Raw genomic sequence first — 15,942 nt, forward strand, 5'->3', positions numbered from 1 at the left:
CGACGGTCGAGGGCTGCTGCGCTGGTGCTCCTCGAGCCGCCGGTCACACCCGGGTCCACCGCTGGTTGGTGCCGCCGTGGCAGGACCAGAGGATCACCGTCGTGCCGTTCGCGGTGCCGCCGTTGTTGACGTCCAGGCACAGGGACGGGAAGCGGACGTTGCTCACCGTGCCGTTGCCGTTGGACGTCCACTGCTGGTTGGTGCCGCCGTGGCAGTCCCAGATCTGCACCCGGGTGCCGTTGGCCGCGTTCGTCGGCACGTCCAGGCACTTGCCGAGGATCCGCAGCGTCTGGCCGCTCTGGCTGATCTGCTGGTTGGCGTTGCCGTGGCAGTCCCAGATCAGGGTGCCGGTGCCGTTGGCGGTGTTGGCGTTGTCGACGTCCAGGCACCGCCCGGCCGACTCGCTGCGCAGCCGGAACGTGGTGGGGGCCGGCGGGTCGGTGGTGCCGCCGCCGGTGACCCGGTACACCACCGTGCCGTGCGCCGGGACGCTCGCGGAGATGGCCCCGGTGGTGGTGGAGGTGCCGTTGGTCCAGGCGTCGCGCAGGGTGAACGAGGTGCCGGTCTTGCCGACCGCCGCCGCCGTCGTGGAGATCGTCGTGGTGGCGCTGCCCTGGTTGAACAGGGCGACTGCGACGTCGCCGTCGGCCAGTCGCTTGGCCAGGACCCGCCGGGTGCCGTCGTGGGACACCTGGACCGCCTGGCGGCCGAGGGTGTCCTGGTTGATCGCGACCAGGTTCTGGTTCCTCAGGATGTTCAGCGTCGCCGTGCTGGCCGAGCGCAGGTCGTTGCCCATCATCAGCGGCGCCGCCATCATCGCCCAGAGCGCGAAGTGGCTGCGCATCTCGGTGTCGGTCATGCCGCCGTTGCCGACCTCCAGCATGTCCGGGTCGTTGAAGCCGCCCGGTGCGGCGTAGCCGGCCAGTGGCACGTTGACGTCGACGATGTTCTGGATGCCCATCGGGTAGCCGTTGGTCTGGCCGGTGTTCCACGCGTTGGTGATGTCCTCGGTGGTCCGCCAGAGGTTCGCCACGTCGCTCCAGTTGCGTTGCGGCCCGGTCTTCTCGTGGATGCTGTTCGGGTTGATGCTGTAGACGATCGGCCGGCCGGTGGCCGCCAGCGCGTCGCGCATGATGCCGAACCTCGCCACCTGGTCGTTGATGGTCCCGGTGGGGGAGCACCAGTCGTACTTCAGGTAGTCCACGCCCCAGGCGGCGAACTGCCGGGCGTCCTGGTACTCGTGCCCGAGGCTGCCGGTGGAGCCGGGGAAGGCGTCGAAGTACTGGGCGCAGGTCTGGTCCAGCGGCGCCTGGTAGATGCCGAACAACAGGCCCCGGGAGTGCAGGTAGTCGCCGAGGGCCTTCATCCCGCTCGGGAAGCGCTGCGGGTGGGCCCGGAGGTTGCCCTGCGCGTCCCGGTTCGGGTCGAACCAGCAGTCGTCGACGACCACGTACTTGTAGCCGAGGTCGCGCAGACCGTGGTCGACGATCGCGTCGGCCATCTGCCGGATGAGCGTCTCGTCGATGTTGCAGCCGAAGGTGTTCCAGGTGTTCCAGCCCATCGGCGGCGTGCGGGCGACACCGTTGTTCAGCGCCTGCGCGGCGCGGGGCGAGACGACGGTCCCGGCGACGGTCGACGCGAACGCCACCGCCAGGACCCCCAGGACGGCGGTGAGCCATCTGCTCGGTCTACGCACGTGCTCCTCCTCGTCGATTCGTCAGTGCTGGTGACCGGCACCGGGGAGTGACCGCCGTGGGGCGGCCCGGACGCGGCGCCCGCGTGCCCTGCGCCGGCGTCATCGTGCACGGCGGGCCCGCCCCGGTCCGCCGCTCCCGCAGGGGGTGGTGGCCGGGCATCACCGGGACGACGTCGAGTCGTGTCGGTCGTCGTCCGTCGGCCCTGGTGGCGGCTGCCGTGGTGGGTGGCCGGTACCGCGTGGTGATGGCAAGCATGTTAGCGCTGACATCAATCAATGTAAATCAATGGCGAGCGAGCCGTCGCTGATGTGGGGAGTCGGAGGCCGGCGGGGTCCATCCTGGCCGGTCGTCACGGTGAGCGCGCGGCCGGACGGCCGTGCTCACCTGAGCGTTACATCTTGACTAGCAAGATGTTATCGCTCACAGTCGATGGACGGGTAAGTCGGCGCCGAGCCGGGCCGGAGGCTGATCCGGCACCGCCGATCCCGCCGTGCGCCTCCCGGGCAGGGGCGCCCACGTCAGCGATCGCGCCGCACGGCGCCGCCGACCCGGCCGGTCCGGGCAGCCGGGACGGCGACCCGTGCTTCCAGTCCCTGTCATCGAAGGAGAGTCATGGTTGCCATCGGTGGGCTCCCGCGAGCCGTACCGCGTCGACGCGGATGGCTGTGGCGGGTCGCTGCCGCCGCCGCGGCGATGGTGACGGGTGGTGCCCTGGTGGGCATCGCGCCGTCGCCGGCCTCGGCGGCGACGGTGGATACGAACGCCTGGTACGTGTTGGTGAACCGCAACAGCGGCAAGGCCCTCGACGTGTACAACCTCGCCACGAACGACGGGGCGCGGATCACGCAGTGGTCGCGCAACGACGGGAACCAGCAGCAGTGGCAGTTCGTCGACTCCGGAGGCGGGTTCTACCGGTTGAAGTCGCGGCACTCGGGCAAGGTGCTGGACGTCTACAACTTCTCCACCGCCAACGGCGCGAGCATCGTGCAGTGGGCCGACCACAACGGGACGAACCAGCAGTTCCGGCTGGCGGACTCGACCGACGGGCACGTCCGGTTGATCAACCGGAACTCGAACAAGGTGATGGAGGTGCAGAACGCGTCCACCGCCGACGGCGGCAACATCGTGCAGTACGACGACTTCAACGGCAGCCACCAGCAGTGGCAACTCGTCCGCGTCGGCGACCCCGGCAACCCTGGCGGCACCTTCACCAACCCGGCCGTCTGGCAGGACTTCGCCGACGTCGACATCATCCGGGTCGGCGACGTCTACTACATGTCCGCCTCCACCATGCACTACTCGCCCGGCGCGCCCGTGCTGCGGTCCTGGGACCTGGTGAACTGGGAGTTCGCCGGGCACTCGGTGCCCCGGCTGGACTTCGGATCGAAGTACGACATGGCCAACGGCAGCCACGCGTACGTCGACGGGATCTGGGCCTCGACCCTGAACTACCGGCCGAGCAACCGGACCTTCTACTGGGCCGGCTGCATCGACTTCGCCCAGACGCACATCTACACCGCGTCGGCCGTCGACAGCACCTGGAGCCGGCACGCCACCATCCCCAACTGCTACTACGACGCCGGGATGCTGATCGACGACAACGACACCATGTACGTCGCGTACGGCAACGGCACGATCAGCGTGGCCCAGCTGTCCGCCGACGGACGTACCCAGGTGCGGGCCCAGCAGGTGTACCAGACGCCGTCGAGCATCGGCACGCTGGAGGGAGCCCGGTTCTACAAGCGCAACGGCGCCTACTACATCTGGCTCACCCGCCCCGCCAACGGCCAGTACGTGCTCAAGTCCACCAACGGCCCGTTCGGCCCGTACGAGCAGCGGCAGGTGCTGCTCGACATGCCCGGTCCGATCACCGGCGGCGGGGTGCCCCACCAGGGTGGTCTGGTGCAGACCCAGAACGGCGCCTGGTACTACATGGCCTTCACCGACGCGTACCCGGGTGGCCGGATGCCGACGCTGGCGCCGATCACCTGGACCAGTGACGGCTGGCCGCAGGTGAAGACGGTCAACGGCTCCTGGGGCGTCAACTACCCCAACCCGCTGCCGCTGCGTCCGGTCAAGCCGCTCACCGGCACCGACACCTTCCCCGGCACCACCCTCGGCGTCCAGTACGAATGGAACCACAACCCGGACAACAGCCGGTGGTCGGTGAACAACGGCCTACGCCTGCAGACCGCCTCGGTCACCAACGACCTCTACCGCGCCCGCAACACACTGACCCACCGGATCCAGGGACCGACCTCGACGGGAACCATCGAGTTGGACTACTCCACGATGCGCGACGGTGACCGGGCCGGGCTCGCGATGCTGCGCGACACGTCGGCGTGGATCGGCGTCAAACGGGACAACGGCGCCACCCGCGTGGTCATGACCAACGGCCTGACCATGGGCACCGACAACTGGAACACCACCGGCACCGGCACCGAGATCGCCGGCGCCCCGGTGTCCGGCGGGCGGATCTGGTTGCGGGCCAACGCCGACATCCGGCCCGGCTCGGGTCGGCAGGCGAGGTTCTCGTACAGCACGGACGGGGTCACGTTCACACCGCTGGGCAACGCGTTGACCCTCAACAACGCCTGGCAGTTCTTCATGGGATACCGGTTCGGCATGTTCAACTACGCCACCCAGTCACTGGGCGGTGCGGTGACGGTGCGCCGCTTCGCCCTGACCACACCGTGACACCGGTCAGGATCTAGAAATCGTACGGGATCGCCCGGATCTGTCCGGGACGGGCGAGGAGACGCATCTGGACCCTCCCACCCCGGCCGGCACCTGCCGGGAGGTCCGTTCCGCGCTGCCGCAGGCGCTGAACGGACCTCCCGCGCCGCAGGTTGCTTGTCGGGGTGGGACACACTGGGCTCCACCGCCCGCGACCGCCGTGGGCGGGCTCTCCAACAGGAGCCGCCATGCGGGCCAGAACCATCATCTCGACCGTCACCGCGTTCACCTTGACGCTCACGGTCACGTTGCTGCCGGCTGCTCCGGCGGCGGCCGACACCGCCCTGGGCAGCTGCTACGACTCGACCACCGCGCAGCACCAGGACCCCGCCGCCTGGCCCGCGCCGGGGAACCGGCAGACGACGTGGGCGTCGCCCATCAGCATCATCCACGGGGACGCCTTCCGGGTGAAGGCGCAGGGCAGCATCCGGATCGACGCGTGGGGCACCACCAAGAGCATCGCCGGCGAGCTACCGGCCGCGCCCACCGCCGGCGGATGGCCGGCGCCCGGTGCTCCCCGGTACGCGCTCATAGCCCGGGTCACCGGGGGTTCGGTGTGGATGAAGAAGACCAGCCGGACCTACGGGTCCAGCTCCTGGTTCCCGGTCGGCACCGACAGCGACTGCATGTTGTTCTCCAGCAATGGCGATCCGGCGCCGCAGCTGGTCTTCACCTTCAACGACAACAACCTGGGCGACAACGGCGGCGGCGCGGCGGTTGTCGTCCAGCAGTGGTTCTGATCAGGGCGGCTCCAGGCCGGGGACGAACGAGACCGCGCCGGCGTCGGTACCCCTACTCGTCCCGGGTGCATCGAGCGGATCGACGGGTCGGGTCGGTAGACTCCCCGTCGCGCCAGGATGACCGTCCGTGGGTGGTCGTCGTGCTGCGCCCAAATCGGCGGAGGAAGTGGGTGGCCCCCAGTTGAGCACCTTGCCGGCACTCGCGGCGGACACCGCCTCCACCGGCCTGGCGATACTCGCCCCTGACGGCAGGTGCCTCTGGTGCAACCTGGCGGGCCGCCGGCTGGGCGTCGGGCTGGGGGAGTTGCCACTGGGGCAGGTCGAGCCCGGCGAGTCCGCTGTGGAGCTGCCCGTCAGAGGGTCCGACGGGGCCACCAGGTGGCTGCAGGTGCGGTGTCAGGGCGTGGAGCACGAGGGGCAGCCGCTGCGACTGTACGAGATGCGCGATGTCAGCGCAGAGCGGCAGGAACGCGACCGTGGGCGCAACTACCGCTGGCGGCTGGCCCACATCGAGCAGCTCGCCAAGGTGGGCACCTGGGAGTGGGACGTCCTGACCGGCGCGGTCATCTGGAGCGATGTGCTGCTGCAGATGTTCGGCCTGCCGCCCGGCACGGACCTCGACTACGAATCGTACCGGCAGATGCTGTACCCGGACGACGTGGCCATGATCGAAGGGACGCTCGAGACGGCGCTGCGCACCGGTGGGTCCTTCTCCTACACACATCGGATGTACCTGGCCGACCGTGTGACGTTGCGCGTCTTCGAGTGCTACGGCGAGGTCTTCACCGACCCCACCGGCGCGCCGGTGCGCGTGCTGGGCACCGCCCACGACATCACCGCGATGCAGCGCGCCCAGGACGAGCTGACCCGGCTGGCCGAGCGTGACCCGTTGACCGACCTGCCGAACCGGCGTGCCCTGCTGGCCCGCCTCGACGACCTGCTCGCGGAGCCGCGGGAGCGGCCCGGCGCGCTGCTGCTGATCGACATAGACAACTTCAAGGACATCAACGACGTGCACGGGCACGCGGTCGGCGACGACGTGCTGCGCGTCCTGGCCCGGCTGCTCCTGCGCGAACTGCCGCCCGGTACGGTGCTGGGCCGGCTCGGGGGCGACGAGTTCGCCGTCGTCCTGCCCGGGGCGTACGCCGAAGACGCCCTCGCCACCGCCGAGACGCTGTGCAACGCCACCGTCCGCACCCCCGTACCGTTGGCCGGCACCGGGCTGAGGGTGACCCTGAGCATCGGGGCCGCCTCGCTGGAACCCGGCGACACCCGCGACACGATGCTCGCCCACGCCGACCTCGCCCTGTACGAGGCGAAGAACGCCGGCCGCAACCGCGCCCGGCTCTACCTGCCGGAGCAGTACCGGCACGCCGTGCAGCGCGTCAACGTCGTCACCCGGGTCCGCAAGGCCCTCGACGAGAACCGGATGCGCCTCGACGCCCAACCGATCATCGACCTCTGCACCGGTGACGTGGTCAGTCACGAGCTGCTCATCCGGCTGCGGGACGGCGAGGAGCCCACCCTGTCGCCGGCCGAGTTCCTGCCGACGGTGGAACGTGACGACCTCATCGGCGAACTCGACCGTTGGGTGGTCGCCACCGCCACGGCGGCGCTGGCCCACCCGGTGGCCATGACGGCACGGATGCGCTTCGACATCAACATCTCCGCCCGCTCCCTCGAGTCGCCGGGCTTCGGGGACTGGGTGGTGCGGACGCTGCGCGCCGCCGGCATCGAGGCGAGCCGGCTGGGTCTGGAGATCACCGAAACCGCGGCGATCACCAACGTCGCCGCGGTGCGGCACCTCGCCAGCACCCTGCGCGACGCCGGCTGCCGGCTGAGCCTGGACGACTTCGGCGCCGGCTTCGGCTCGTTCTCCTATCTCAAGCACCTGCCCTTCAGCACCGTGAAGATAGCGGGTGACTTCGTTCGCCAGGCCGATCACGGCGGTGCCGATCCCGTGCTCATCGACGCCATCGTCCGCGCCGCGCACGGCCTGGGCATGCGCACGGTCGCCGAGTCGGTCGAGCACGCCGCGCTGGTGCCGGCGCTGCGAATGCTCGGCGTCGACGCCGGGCAGGGCTACCACCTCGGCCGGCCGATCCCCTTGGACGAGCTGCTGCGTCGAGGACCCGACGAGTGGCGGGGCAGCAGCACCGTCGAGTCCGCCCATAGGGCATCCTGAACGCTGATCAGCCGTCCGGTTTGGAGAATCAGGTGAACGCACCCCTCACATCACCGATCCCCGCCGGCGCCGAACTCGTCACGAGCGATCTCGACGCCGCCCGCACCTTCTACCACGACCTGCTCGGCTGGACGTACACCGCCACCGCCGACGGCTTCACCGCGTCCGTGAACGGCGCTCCCGCCGCCGAGCTGCGCCCCGGTCCCGCCCCGGCCCGCTGGTGGACCGTCTTCGGCACCGCTGACGTGGCGGGCGTCCAGGCCGCAGCCGGTCGGGCCGGAGCCCGGGTGACCGAGGACGAGGTGCACGACCCGCTCGGCGGGAGCTTCCGGCTGCGTACCGGCCCGACCCCGACGATCCCCGGCCCCGGCCGGCCCTGCTGGTACGAGTACATGACCAACGACCCGGCCGGGGCCGACCGGTTCCACGCCGACGCCCTGGGCCTGCGCGCCGACGTGCCGCCCGGCGCCCCCGACGACTCGTACGCCCTGTTCACCGTCGGTGGAGCACCTGTCGCCGGGCGTCTCGCGACGCCCCCGCCGCTGGACACCCTGCTACCGTCCGGCTGGATGGTCTACCTCGCGGTGGCGGACCCGGACGATGTCGCCGAGCGGGCCCGACGCCAGGGTGGGCGGCTGCTGGTGCCACCGCGAGACGTGGTGACCGGCCGGGTCTGTGCGCTCGCCGATCCGGCCGGGGCCGTCTTCACCGTCATCCGGCCGGCCAAGATCGGCAGCTGACAACCCGCGCGCCGACCCGGTCGCGTGGCCGGAGCCGGGTCGACGCGCGGTTCTCCGGCTGCGGCCACTGCCGGCTCCGCTGCCTGGGCCGGCGACTGCGGCGCGGCAGGCATCAGCCGGTGCGCTCGGCGCTCTCCCGCATCAACGCCGCGTCCAGCCGTTGCAGGGTGGTCGCCATCCCGGCCCGCAGATGCTCCCGACGGTCGCGCACCCCGACGGCGCTCTGGATCCACCGCACGACGGGCAGCCAGCGCCGGACGTCCGCTCAGGTCGGCGATACGGTGGCCGGCCGCCCTCCAGAGGCAGGTCCCGACCGGCCACCGGCGTGCCGAGCGGCAGCTCAGGTGATCCGGGTGGGCTCGTCGGCCACCTGCTCCCAGGCGCGTCGTTCCGCGATGTCGCGCAGCCGGTCCATCGCGTCCCAGACGTCGACGTAGCGGGTGTACAGGGGTGCGGGGCCGAGCCGGAGCCGGTCCGGGGTGCGGAAGTCGCCGACCACCCGGCCCTGCGTCACCAGGGCGCGGGAGATGCGTAGTGCCTCCGGGTGGTGCAGGCTGACGTGGCTGCCGCGCCGCCGCGGGTCGCGGGGGGAGGCCACCCGGAAGCCGTGCGGTGCGAGCCAGGCGTCGGTCAGCTCGATGATCAGTTGGCCGAGGCGCTGCCCCTTCTGCCGTACCCGGTCGACGCCGGCCTCGTCGAGGACGTCAAGGGCGGGGTCGAGGGCGGCCAGCGCGAGGATGGGCGGGGTGCCCACCAGGAACCGGTCGACGTCGGGGGCGGGGTCGTAGTCCGCGGCCATGCGGAACTGGTCACGCTGGCCGAACCAGCCCTGGATGGGTTGGCGGAGCCGGTGTTGCAGCTCCCGGCGTACGTAGAGGAAGGCGGGCGCGCCCGGGCCGCCGTTGAGGTACTTGTAGGTGCAGCCGACCGCCAGGTCGGTCCCGGTGCCGTCCAGGTCGACCGGGATCGCCCCCACCGCGTGCGACAGGTCCCACAGCACCACCGTCCCGGCCTCCCGGGCGGCGGTGTTGACCGTCGCCGTGTCGAGCAGCGCCCCGGAACGGTAGTTCACGGCGGAGAGCAGCACCAGCGCGACGTCGCCGTCCAGGGCCGCCCGCAGCTCGCCCGGCTGAAGCCCGTCGTCCGGGTCGGAGCGCAGGGCCCGCAGCGTCATTCCCCGGGCGTCGGCCAGACCCTGCAGGACGTAGCGGTCGGTGGGGAAGTCCTCGGCGTCGACGAGGACCGTGCGCCGACCGGCCGGGGCGGCGTCGAGCGCCGCGCTGGCCAGTTTGTAGAGGTTGACGGAGGTGGAGTCCGAGACGACCACCTCGCCCTCCCGGGCGCCCAGCGCCGTGGCGGCGAGCCGGTCGCCGATACGGCGGCTCCAGTCGATCCAGCTCGTCCAGGAGCGGACGAGTCGGTCCCCCCAGCCGTGACGGATCACCCGGTCGAGGTGCGCCGGGGTTGCTGCGGGGAGCCGCCCCAGGGAGTTGCCGTCGAGATAGATGAGGTCGTCGTCGGCGATCAGGAACCGGTCACGCAGGTGCGCCAGCGGGTCGTTGGCGTCCAGTTCCTTCGCCAGGTACCGCGGATGGTCGTCGCTCATGGGCCGCCTCCTCACCGTCAGCTCTACCGGAGCCGGGGACGCGGCGCGGGGACCGATCGGATCGTCCGACCGGTCCGCCGGGTCCGCCGCGACCGAGCCGGTCGGAGGGGGCGTCCGTCCCGGGAGGACGGGTATCGCCGGGGTGACCGCGCGGGGGAGTGCGAACGGGCACCCCGATCGTCTCGGTGGCACCGGCTCGGATGGGCCACACGGGCGGGGATCGCCGCGGTGCCCACGGCGGGTCAGGCTGCGCACGACGCCCGCGGCCGGGCGCCGCGCCCGACCTCGGGCAGGGAGGGGCTGATGGAGGTGTCGAGGCAGACCGTGCGGCATGCGTCGATCGTCGGTGTCGGTGGCTACCTGCCCGAGCGGGTGGTCAGCAACCAGGAGGTGTGCGCCGGGATTGATTCGACGGACGAGTGGATCGTGCGGCGGTCCGGCATCCGGCAGCGACGCTTCGCCGGACCGGAGGAGAGCCTGGCGGTGATGGGGTACGTCGCGGGCACGAAGGCGCTCGCGGCCGCCGGCCTGCCGGTGGAGCGGATCGACTGCGTCGTCGCCACGACGATGAGCCACCTGAGACAGGCTCCGGCGCTGTCCACCCGGATCGCGCAGCTGCTCGGCCCGGGGGCGGACGTGGCGGCGGCCTTCGACCTGAACGCCGGTTGCGCCGGCTTCTGCTACGCCCTCGGCGTGGCGCGGGACCTGGTCGCCTCCCGCTCCGCCGAGCACGTCCTGGTGGTCGGGGCCGAGCGGATGAGCGACATCGTGGATCCGCACGACCGGTCGTCGGCCTTTCTCTTCGGCGACGGTGCCGGGGCGGTGGTGGTGGCACCGTCGCGGGTGTCGGGCATCTCGCCGGTGGTCTGGGGATCCGACAGCGGCCGGGGCGACGCCATCGCCCAGCCGCGATCGTGGTCGGTGCTGCGGGAGGACCGTGGCGCGAGCTTCCCCTATTTGCGCCTGCAGGGTCCGGCGGTCTTCCGTTGGGCGGTCACGCGGATGCAGGGGGTGGCCCGGGCGGCACTGGCGGCGGCGGGGGTGGAGGTCGCCGAACTCGCCGCGTTCATCCCGCACCAGGCCAACGACCGGATCACGGACGCGCTGGTGGACGCGCTCGAGCTGCCGCCGTCGGTGGTGGTGGCGCGCGACGTGGTGGAGTTGGGCAACACCGCCGGCGCCTCCGTGCCGTTGGCGATGGACCGGCTGGTGGCTCGGGCACCCGAGGTGGGCGGGGGATTGGCCCTGCTGCTCGGCTTCGGCGCCGGGCTGCTCTACGCCGGTCAGGTCGTCCGGCTCCCCTGAGGACCGGGGGTGGGCCGGCCGGCGGGGCTGTCGCCGCGTAGTCGCCGGCCCGGAGTTGCCGCTCGGGCGTCGGGTTGCGCCACTTGGCCACGTCACCTGGCCCGCCGACGGGTCCGTATCGACCGTCAGCCCGTGTCACATGGACGGGCGCTGATCGCGCAGGCGGGACCACCAATAGTTGCCGGATCAACAATCCAGTCGGTGGGGCGTGGCGTTAACCGGGCGTGTCGATCGGGCGTTGAGGCGACCCTGCCTTAACGCAGGGTAAGGGTGTTCCCTACCTTCTGGTGGAGCGCACCGCGAATGGTTGCGCGCAGCATGTAAAAACCGCGCGATGACCAGGTGAGCGGCGGATGGGTAGCCAGAAACTAGCACAATTTGCAACGTTGGAAAACCTCCTGCTCGGCGGCCTCCGTGCTGCCCCGCGGCTGACTGCCGGGGCACCGCCCGTCGATGGGCGAAACCGGTCAGCGGGCCCCGCGATAGCCGGCGGGGGGTCCGGTGCCGGACCAGGCCGGCCAGGGGACCGGGGTGTCGGCCAGGAACGCGCCCACGACGGCCAGGAACCGGTCGGGCCGCTCCTGGTGGAGCTGGTGACCGCAGTCGTCGAAGTAGAGCAACCGGCTGCCCGGGACGCTGTGCCGATAGTCGGCCGCGAACGACCAGGGCAGGTAGTCGCAGCCTCCCTTGAGGACCAGGGCCGGTACGCGCACCCGACTCAGGGCGGGGCGGATGTCCGGGGCCGCGCGGGTGCTGCTCAGCGGCACCTGGTTGGCGTAGAAGCCGGGCCGGACCGCAGTGGGCGGCGCCGGGCTGCCCGGGCACACCAGACCGGGCGCCGACTGCCGGTGGAGGGTGACGAACCGGCTGTCCATCTCGTCGTCGCCGGAGAGCGCGTACGCCGCCCGGGGGTCGGCCTTGACCAGGCTGTAGGTCAACATCGCCCGAGGTCGCAGGAGGGTGCCGAACACCGCCAGCCGGTGCCGCAGGTCCAACCGTCCCACCATGCCGGTCCCGCTCACGTCCCCCACCTCGGGCACCAGCCGCCCCGGCGAGGAGAAGACCACGCGGGAGACGCGCTCGGGGTGGCGGGCGAGGTACGTGGCGGCCAGCGTGGCGCCGTAGGAATGGCCGATCAGCGCCAGCCGGGGTGCGCCGATCAGGCGGCGGACCTGCTCCAGGTCCGTCACGTCCCGCTCCAGTGAGTACCCGCGCGGGTCGGCCAGGCGGCTGGACCGACCCGCGCCGACCTGGTCGTAGAGCCAGACGTCACGGCCGCTGCCGGCCAGCCGGGCCAGCACCGCCGCGTCATGGTCCATGTCGGCGACGCCCGGACCCCCGTGCAGGAACACCACCGGATCGGCGGTCACCCGAGGGCGCGCGGGCACCCGCAGCACGGCGATCCGGCTGCCGTCCGGCAGCGTCCAGAAGCGCGTACCGGCCGGCGCGGCCGGGACGTTCGGGTACGCGGGGTGCAGGGCGGCCCACGCCGCCGGGACGAGCACCACGGCCGCCGCCACGGCGGCGGCCGTGACGCGCAGCCGTCCGGACGGCTCGCCGCCGGGGCGACGGGTGAGCCACCAGACGGCCGGCGCCAGCGCGAGCGCGTAGCCCGACAGGCCGGCGGTGAGAAAGACTGCAGGGCGTTCGGTGAACCGCGCGGCGCCGAAGGTCGCGGCCCAGCCGACTCCGATCGCGATCGCCATCGAAGCTAATGCACCTGCTGTGCGCAGAACGGTCATTATCGCCCGCCTCGTCGCGGAGTTCGTCGGCACAACGCATGCTTGCACGCCCCGGCTCCGTGGCGAAAGTCGCTAAGCGAGACCGTGATCCCACCGAGCCGTCGCGGACCCGCCCCCAGTTCTATTTCGCTTTTCTGGTGCGAACGGCCGATCGCCGTTAGCATTCGCTGAAATGATTGATGCGGACGGATATCTGCCCCTGTCCGTTCGGTCAGTCACGTTCCCACTCGACAGTGTCGGCGAAACGCGGCCGGGCTCCCGGCCGCCGATGCCGCATGCCAGGTGCGTGAAGGGGCCATCACCGGCCCGGGGGAGGAGAAGCATGCACGAGGTGAGCGAGGCACGACCGCAGGCGGCCGACGTCGCGGTCCTGGTAGCCATCGACAACGAGTTGACCCGCTGCGGTCTCAGCCAGATGCTGGCCGACCTGCCGATGGTGACGGCCGTGCACGCGGGCGGCGAGCCGCACGCCACGACCCGACTGCTGGAGACGGGGAGGTACCAGATCCTGATCGTCGCGGTGGACGGGCCGGCGCAGGGCACGGACGTCATGCTCGCCGCCGCCGCCCGTGCCGGCACGTCGACGCTGTTCCTGCTGCGCCGGACCGAGGACGCGCTGCTGCCCGAGGTCGCGGCCCTGCCCGTGGACGGGTTCCTGCTCGAGCCAGGACTGAACCGGGCGATCCTCGCCGACAGCCTGCGCAAGCTGCGGCACGGCGAGATGCCCATCCCCGGCTCGCTGGCGCGGCGCATTCTCGACGAGCTGCGTACCGCTGGCAAGCCCCGGTCGGACCCGCCGTTCATGCTCACGCCCCGTGAGCGGCAGGCCCTTAAGCTGCTCGCCGAAGGGCTCAGCAACAAGCAGATCGCCCGTCGGCTCGGCATCTCCGAGCACGGCGCGAAGCGGCACGTCGGCAACGTCCTGGCCAAGCTCAACTGTCCGAACCGGACGGTCGCGGTCACCGTCGCCCTGAACCACGGCCTGCTGGCCGAGGAGCGCGCTGCTCCTCCGGATCCTGCCGTGGTGAACCTTCGCCGTCGCATCGTGTCCGCGCCGGAGCAGCAGCAGTGGGGCAACGGAGGGAGAGCGTGATGACCGATGCCAGGGTGTGGCTGGACGGTTCCCTGGTCGACTGGGACGACGCGCAGGTGCACGTCAGCGCGCACGGCCTGCACTACGGGATCGGCTTCTTCGAGGGGGTCCGCTGCCACGGCACCCCCCAGGGGCCGGCCATCTTCCGGCTCACCGACCACCTGCGACGGCTCGCCCGATCCGCCGCCACCTACCTGGTCCGACTGCCCTACGGCGTGGACGACCTCGCCGAGGCCTGCCGGGCGGTGGTCCGCGCCAACGGGCTCACCGACGCGTACCTGCGGCCGATCGTCTTCCTCGGCCCCGGCCAGAGCCCGCTCACCGCGCCGTACCGGGTGGCGGTGCTCGCCTCCACCGACGGGCCGCTCGCCGGCGGTACCAAGGAGCACGGCGTGAAGGCCAAGGTGGCGAGCTTCCAGCGGATGCCCTCGCACGTCCTGCCGCCCGCGGCGAAGGCCACCGGCCAGTACCTCAACTCCTACCTCGCCCAGATGGAGGCCCTGACCAGCGGGTACGACGAGGCGATTCTGCTCAACACCGAGGGGCACGTCACCGACGGCTGGGCGCACAACCTCTTCGTGGTGCGGGACGGGGAACTGCGTACCCCGCACCTCGCCTCGGGCGCCCTGGAGGGCGTGGTCCGCGACACCGTCCTCACCCTCGCCGCGGAGGCCGGCGTACCGGCCCGCGCCGACGTCCTGGTCCGCACCGACCTGTACCACGCCGACGAGTGCTTCCTCACCGGCACGGCCGCCGGGATCGTCCCCGTGCTCAGCGTGGACGGACGCCCGGTCGGCGGCGGCAAGGTGGGCCCGGTGACCCAGCGGCTCGCGGCCGCCTACGCCGACCTCACGACCGGGCGTGACACCGCTCACCCGGAGTGGCGGGAGCTGGTGGGATGAGCCCGCCGGCGACCGTGACCGAGCGGGCGTACCGGGACTCGGTGCGGGCCGCGCTCGCCGCCATCGGCCCCGACCGGCGGGACTGGGCGGTAGCCGGGCACCTCCCCCGGGAGGTGCTCACCACCCTGGCCGACCACGGGGTGTTCCGGGACCGGTGGCTGCCCGGCGCCGCAGCCGGCGTGCCCCGACTGATCGCCATGGCCGAGGAACTGAGCGAGTTCGACAGCGGGCTGGCGCTCGCCGCGATGGGGCACAGCGAGGTCTTCATCGGGGCGTTGCGCTGGCTGGGCGCCGACGCCGCCCAGCAGGCGCTGCTCGACGACGCGCTCGACGGGCGGGCCGTCGGCTGCTTCGGGGCGACCGAGCCGCACGGCGGTTCGGACCTTGCGGGCCTGCGCACCACCGCGACCCCGCAGCCCGACGGCTGGCGCCTGGTCGGCCGCAAACGCTACGTGTCGAACCTGGGGGCCGCGACGCACCTGCTGGCCGTGGCTCGCGTCGCCGGCAGCGGCCCTCGCGACCTCGCCCTGTTCCTGGTGCCCCTGGACGCGCCCGGCGTGCGCGTGGAGGGCTTCTTCGCCACGGCCGGCCTGCGCTCGTGCGACGTGGGCGAGGTCGGCCTCGACACCCCGCTCGGCCCGCACGCTTTGCTCGGCGCGCCCGGCATGGGTCTGGCGTACGCCAGCCGGCTGCTGCAGTTCGAACGGCTCTCCATCTGCGCGCAGCTGCTCACCGCCGGCCGGATGGCGCTGGGCCTCGCCGCCGCGTACGCCCGCCGCCGGGTGATCGAGGAAAAGCCGCTGCTCGACAAGCAGACGGTGCGGCACCGACTGGCCCACGCCCAGGCCCGGCTCGGCGTGGCCGCCGCCGCCCTGCGCGACACCGTCGCCCGGGCGGTCGCCGGGGAGGGATTCGCCCACGAGGTGGCCGCACTCAAGCTGGTCGTCTGCGACACGGTGGAGCGGGTGACCGACGACTGCCTCCAGGTCTTCGGCGCCCGCGGCTACACCACCAACTTCCCGCTGGAGGGCTGGTGGCGCGACGTGCGGCTGGCCCGCATCGGCGGCGGCGCCGACGAGGTGCTCACCGAACTGCTGGCCAGCCGGCTGTTCCGGCCCGATCCCCGCTTCGACGCGGAGCTGGACCTGCTGACCGCCGCCGACACACCCCGACCGTGAACGCCGAGGGGTGCGGCG

12 protein-coding genes are annotated in these 15,942 nt (G+C 72.0%); 8 read left to right on the forward strand and 4 right to left on the reverse strand.

What is annotated here, in order from left to right; genetic code table 11:
- Positions 1–43: 43 nt before the first annotated feature.
- Positions 44–1,561, reverse strand: a complete 1,518-nt coding sequence (locus ACPFP2_RS20850) for a glycoside hydrolase family 27 protein (RefSeq protein WP_424090922.1) — start codon at positions 1,559–1,561, stop codon at positions 44–46.
- A 748-nt stretch (positions 1,562–2,309) separates the two neighbouring features.
- On the opposite strand from ACPFP2_RS20850, the gene ACPFP2_RS20855 reads away from it, so the two are divergent.
- The 4 genes from ACPFP2_RS20855 to ACPFP2_RS20870 all read left to right on the forward strand — a co-directional run bounded on the left by ACPFP2_RS20855 (position 2,310) and on the right by ACPFP2_RS20870 (position 8,098).
- Entirely contained in the window at positions 2,310–4,394 is a 2,085-nt protein-coding gene (locus tag ACPFP2_RS20855) for an RICIN domain-containing protein (RefSeq protein ID WP_424090845.1), read from the forward strand.
- A 227-nt stretch (positions 4,395–4,621) separates the two neighbouring features.
- On the forward strand, positions 4,622–5,173 hold the full coding sequence (locus ACPFP2_RS20860) for a hypothetical protein (protein ID WP_424090846.1): 552 nt from the start codon (positions 4,622–4,624) through the stop codon (positions 5,171–5,173).
- Positions 5,174–5,354: 181 nt separating this feature from the next.
- Positions 5,355–7,358 carry a putative bifunctional diguanylate cyclase/phosphodiesterase gene (locus tag ACPFP2_RS20865; RefSeq protein ID WP_424090847.1) on the forward strand — a complete coding sequence of 668 codons (2,004 nt, stop codon included), beginning with the start codon at positions 5,355–5,357 and terminating at the stop codon, positions 7,356–7,358.
- Between the two features lie 32 nt (positions 7,359–7,390).
- Entirely contained in the window at positions 7,391–8,098 is a 708-nt protein-coding gene (locus ACPFP2_RS20870) for a VOC family protein (RefSeq protein WP_424090848.1), read from the forward strand.
- A gap of 112 nt (positions 8,099–8,210) precedes the next feature.
- Here ACPFP2_RS20870 and ACPFP2_RS20875 read toward each other — a convergent pair whose 3' ends face one another.
- Positions 8,211–8,336 carry a hypothetical protein gene (locus ACPFP2_RS20875; RefSeq protein WP_424090849.1) on the reverse strand — a complete coding sequence of 42 codons (126 nt, stop codon included), beginning with the start codon at positions 8,334–8,336 and terminating at the stop codon, positions 8,211–8,213.
- A 102-nt stretch (positions 8,337–8,438) separates the two neighbouring features.
- On the reverse strand, positions 8,439–9,704 hold the full coding sequence (kynU, locus tag ACPFP2_RS20880) for a kynureninase (RefSeq protein ID WP_424090850.1): 1,266 nt from the start codon (positions 9,702–9,704) through the stop codon (positions 8,439–8,441).
- A gap of 303 nt (positions 9,705–10,007) precedes the next feature.
- Here kynU and ACPFP2_RS20885 point away from each other — a divergent pair, with 303 nt between their 5' ends.
- A complete protein-coding gene (locus ACPFP2_RS20885) occupies positions 10,008–11,009 on the forward strand; it encodes a beta-ketoacyl-ACP synthase 3 (RefSeq protein ID WP_424090851.1) in 1,002 nt (333 codons plus the stop codon).
- A gap of 467 nt (positions 11,010–11,476) precedes the next feature.
- Here the strand turns inward: ACPFP2_RS20885 and ACPFP2_RS20890 are convergent, their stop codons facing one another.
- On the reverse strand, positions 11,477–12,715 hold the full coding sequence (locus ACPFP2_RS20890) for an alpha/beta fold hydrolase (protein ID WP_424090852.1): 1,239 nt from the start codon (positions 12,713–12,715) through the stop codon (positions 11,477–11,479).
- A 367-nt stretch (positions 12,716–13,082) separates the two neighbouring features.
- On the opposite strand from ACPFP2_RS20890, the gene ACPFP2_RS20895 reads away from it, so the two are divergent.
- The 3 genes from ACPFP2_RS20895 to ACPFP2_RS20905 are packed head-to-tail and all read left to right on the forward strand — an operon-like array spanning position 13,083 to position 15,924.
- The gene (locus ACPFP2_RS20895) at positions 13,083–13,844 is read left to right on the forward strand and encodes a LuxR C-terminal-related transcriptional regulator (RefSeq protein WP_424090853.1); all 762 of its coding nucleotides are present in this window, start codon (positions 13,083–13,085) and stop codon (positions 13,842–13,844) included.
- Positions 13,844–14,746, forward strand: a complete 903-nt coding sequence (locus ACPFP2_RS20900; protein WP_424090854.1) for a branched-chain amino acid transaminase — start codon at positions 13,844–13,846, stop codon at positions 14,744–14,746. Before ACPFP2_RS20895 ends, ACPFP2_RS20900 begins: the two co-directional genes overlap by 1 nt.
- On the forward strand, positions 14,743–15,924 hold the full coding sequence (locus ACPFP2_RS20905; RefSeq protein WP_424090855.1) for an acyl-CoA dehydrogenase family protein: 1,182 nt from the start codon (positions 14,743–14,745) through the stop codon (positions 15,922–15,924). The genes ACPFP2_RS20900 and ACPFP2_RS20905 overlap by 4 nt, the downstream gene beginning before the upstream one ends.
- Positions 15,925–15,942 lie beyond the last annotated feature (18 nt).

The organism is Micromonospora citrea (assembly GCF_049629545.1).
Taxonomy (GTDB): domain Bacteria; phylum Actinomycetota; class Actinomycetes; order Mycobacteriales; family Micromonosporaceae; genus Micromonospora; species Micromonospora citrea_A.

Excerpts from the sequence above, each read along its gene's own strand:
- ACPFP2_RS20850 (WP_424090922.1), bottom strand. The coding sequence starts at position 1,561 with ATGGGCTGGAACACCTGGAACACCTTCGGCTGCAACATCGACGAGACG.
- ACPFP2_RS20905 (WP_424090855.1), top strand. The coding sequence starts at position 14,743 with ATGAGCCCGCCGGCGACCGTGACCGAGCGGGCGTACCGGGACTCGGTG.
- kynU (WP_424090850.1), bottom strand. The coding sequence starts at position 9,704 with ATGAGCGACGACCATCCGCGGTACCTGGCGAAGGAACTGGACGCCAAC.
- ACPFP2_RS20900 (WP_424090854.1), top strand. The coding sequence starts at position 13,844 with ATGACCGATGCCAGGGTGTGGCTGGACGGTTCCCTGGTCGACTGGGAC.
- ACPFP2_RS20855 (WP_424090845.1), top strand. The coding sequence starts at position 2,310 with ATGGTTGCCATCGGTGGGCTCCCGCGAGCCGTACCGCGTCGACGCGGA.
- ACPFP2_RS20890 (WP_424090852.1), bottom strand. The coding sequence starts at position 12,715 with ATGGCGATCGCGATCGGAGTCGGCTGGGCCGCGACCTTCGGCGCCGCG.
- ACPFP2_RS20885 (WP_424090851.1), top strand. The coding sequence starts at position 10,008 with ATGGAGGTGTCGAGGCAGACCGTGCGGCATGCGTCGATCGTCGGTGTC.
- ACPFP2_RS20860 (WP_424090846.1), top strand. The coding sequence starts at position 4,622 with ATGCGGGCCAGAACCATCATCTCGACCGTCACCGCGTTCACCTTGACG.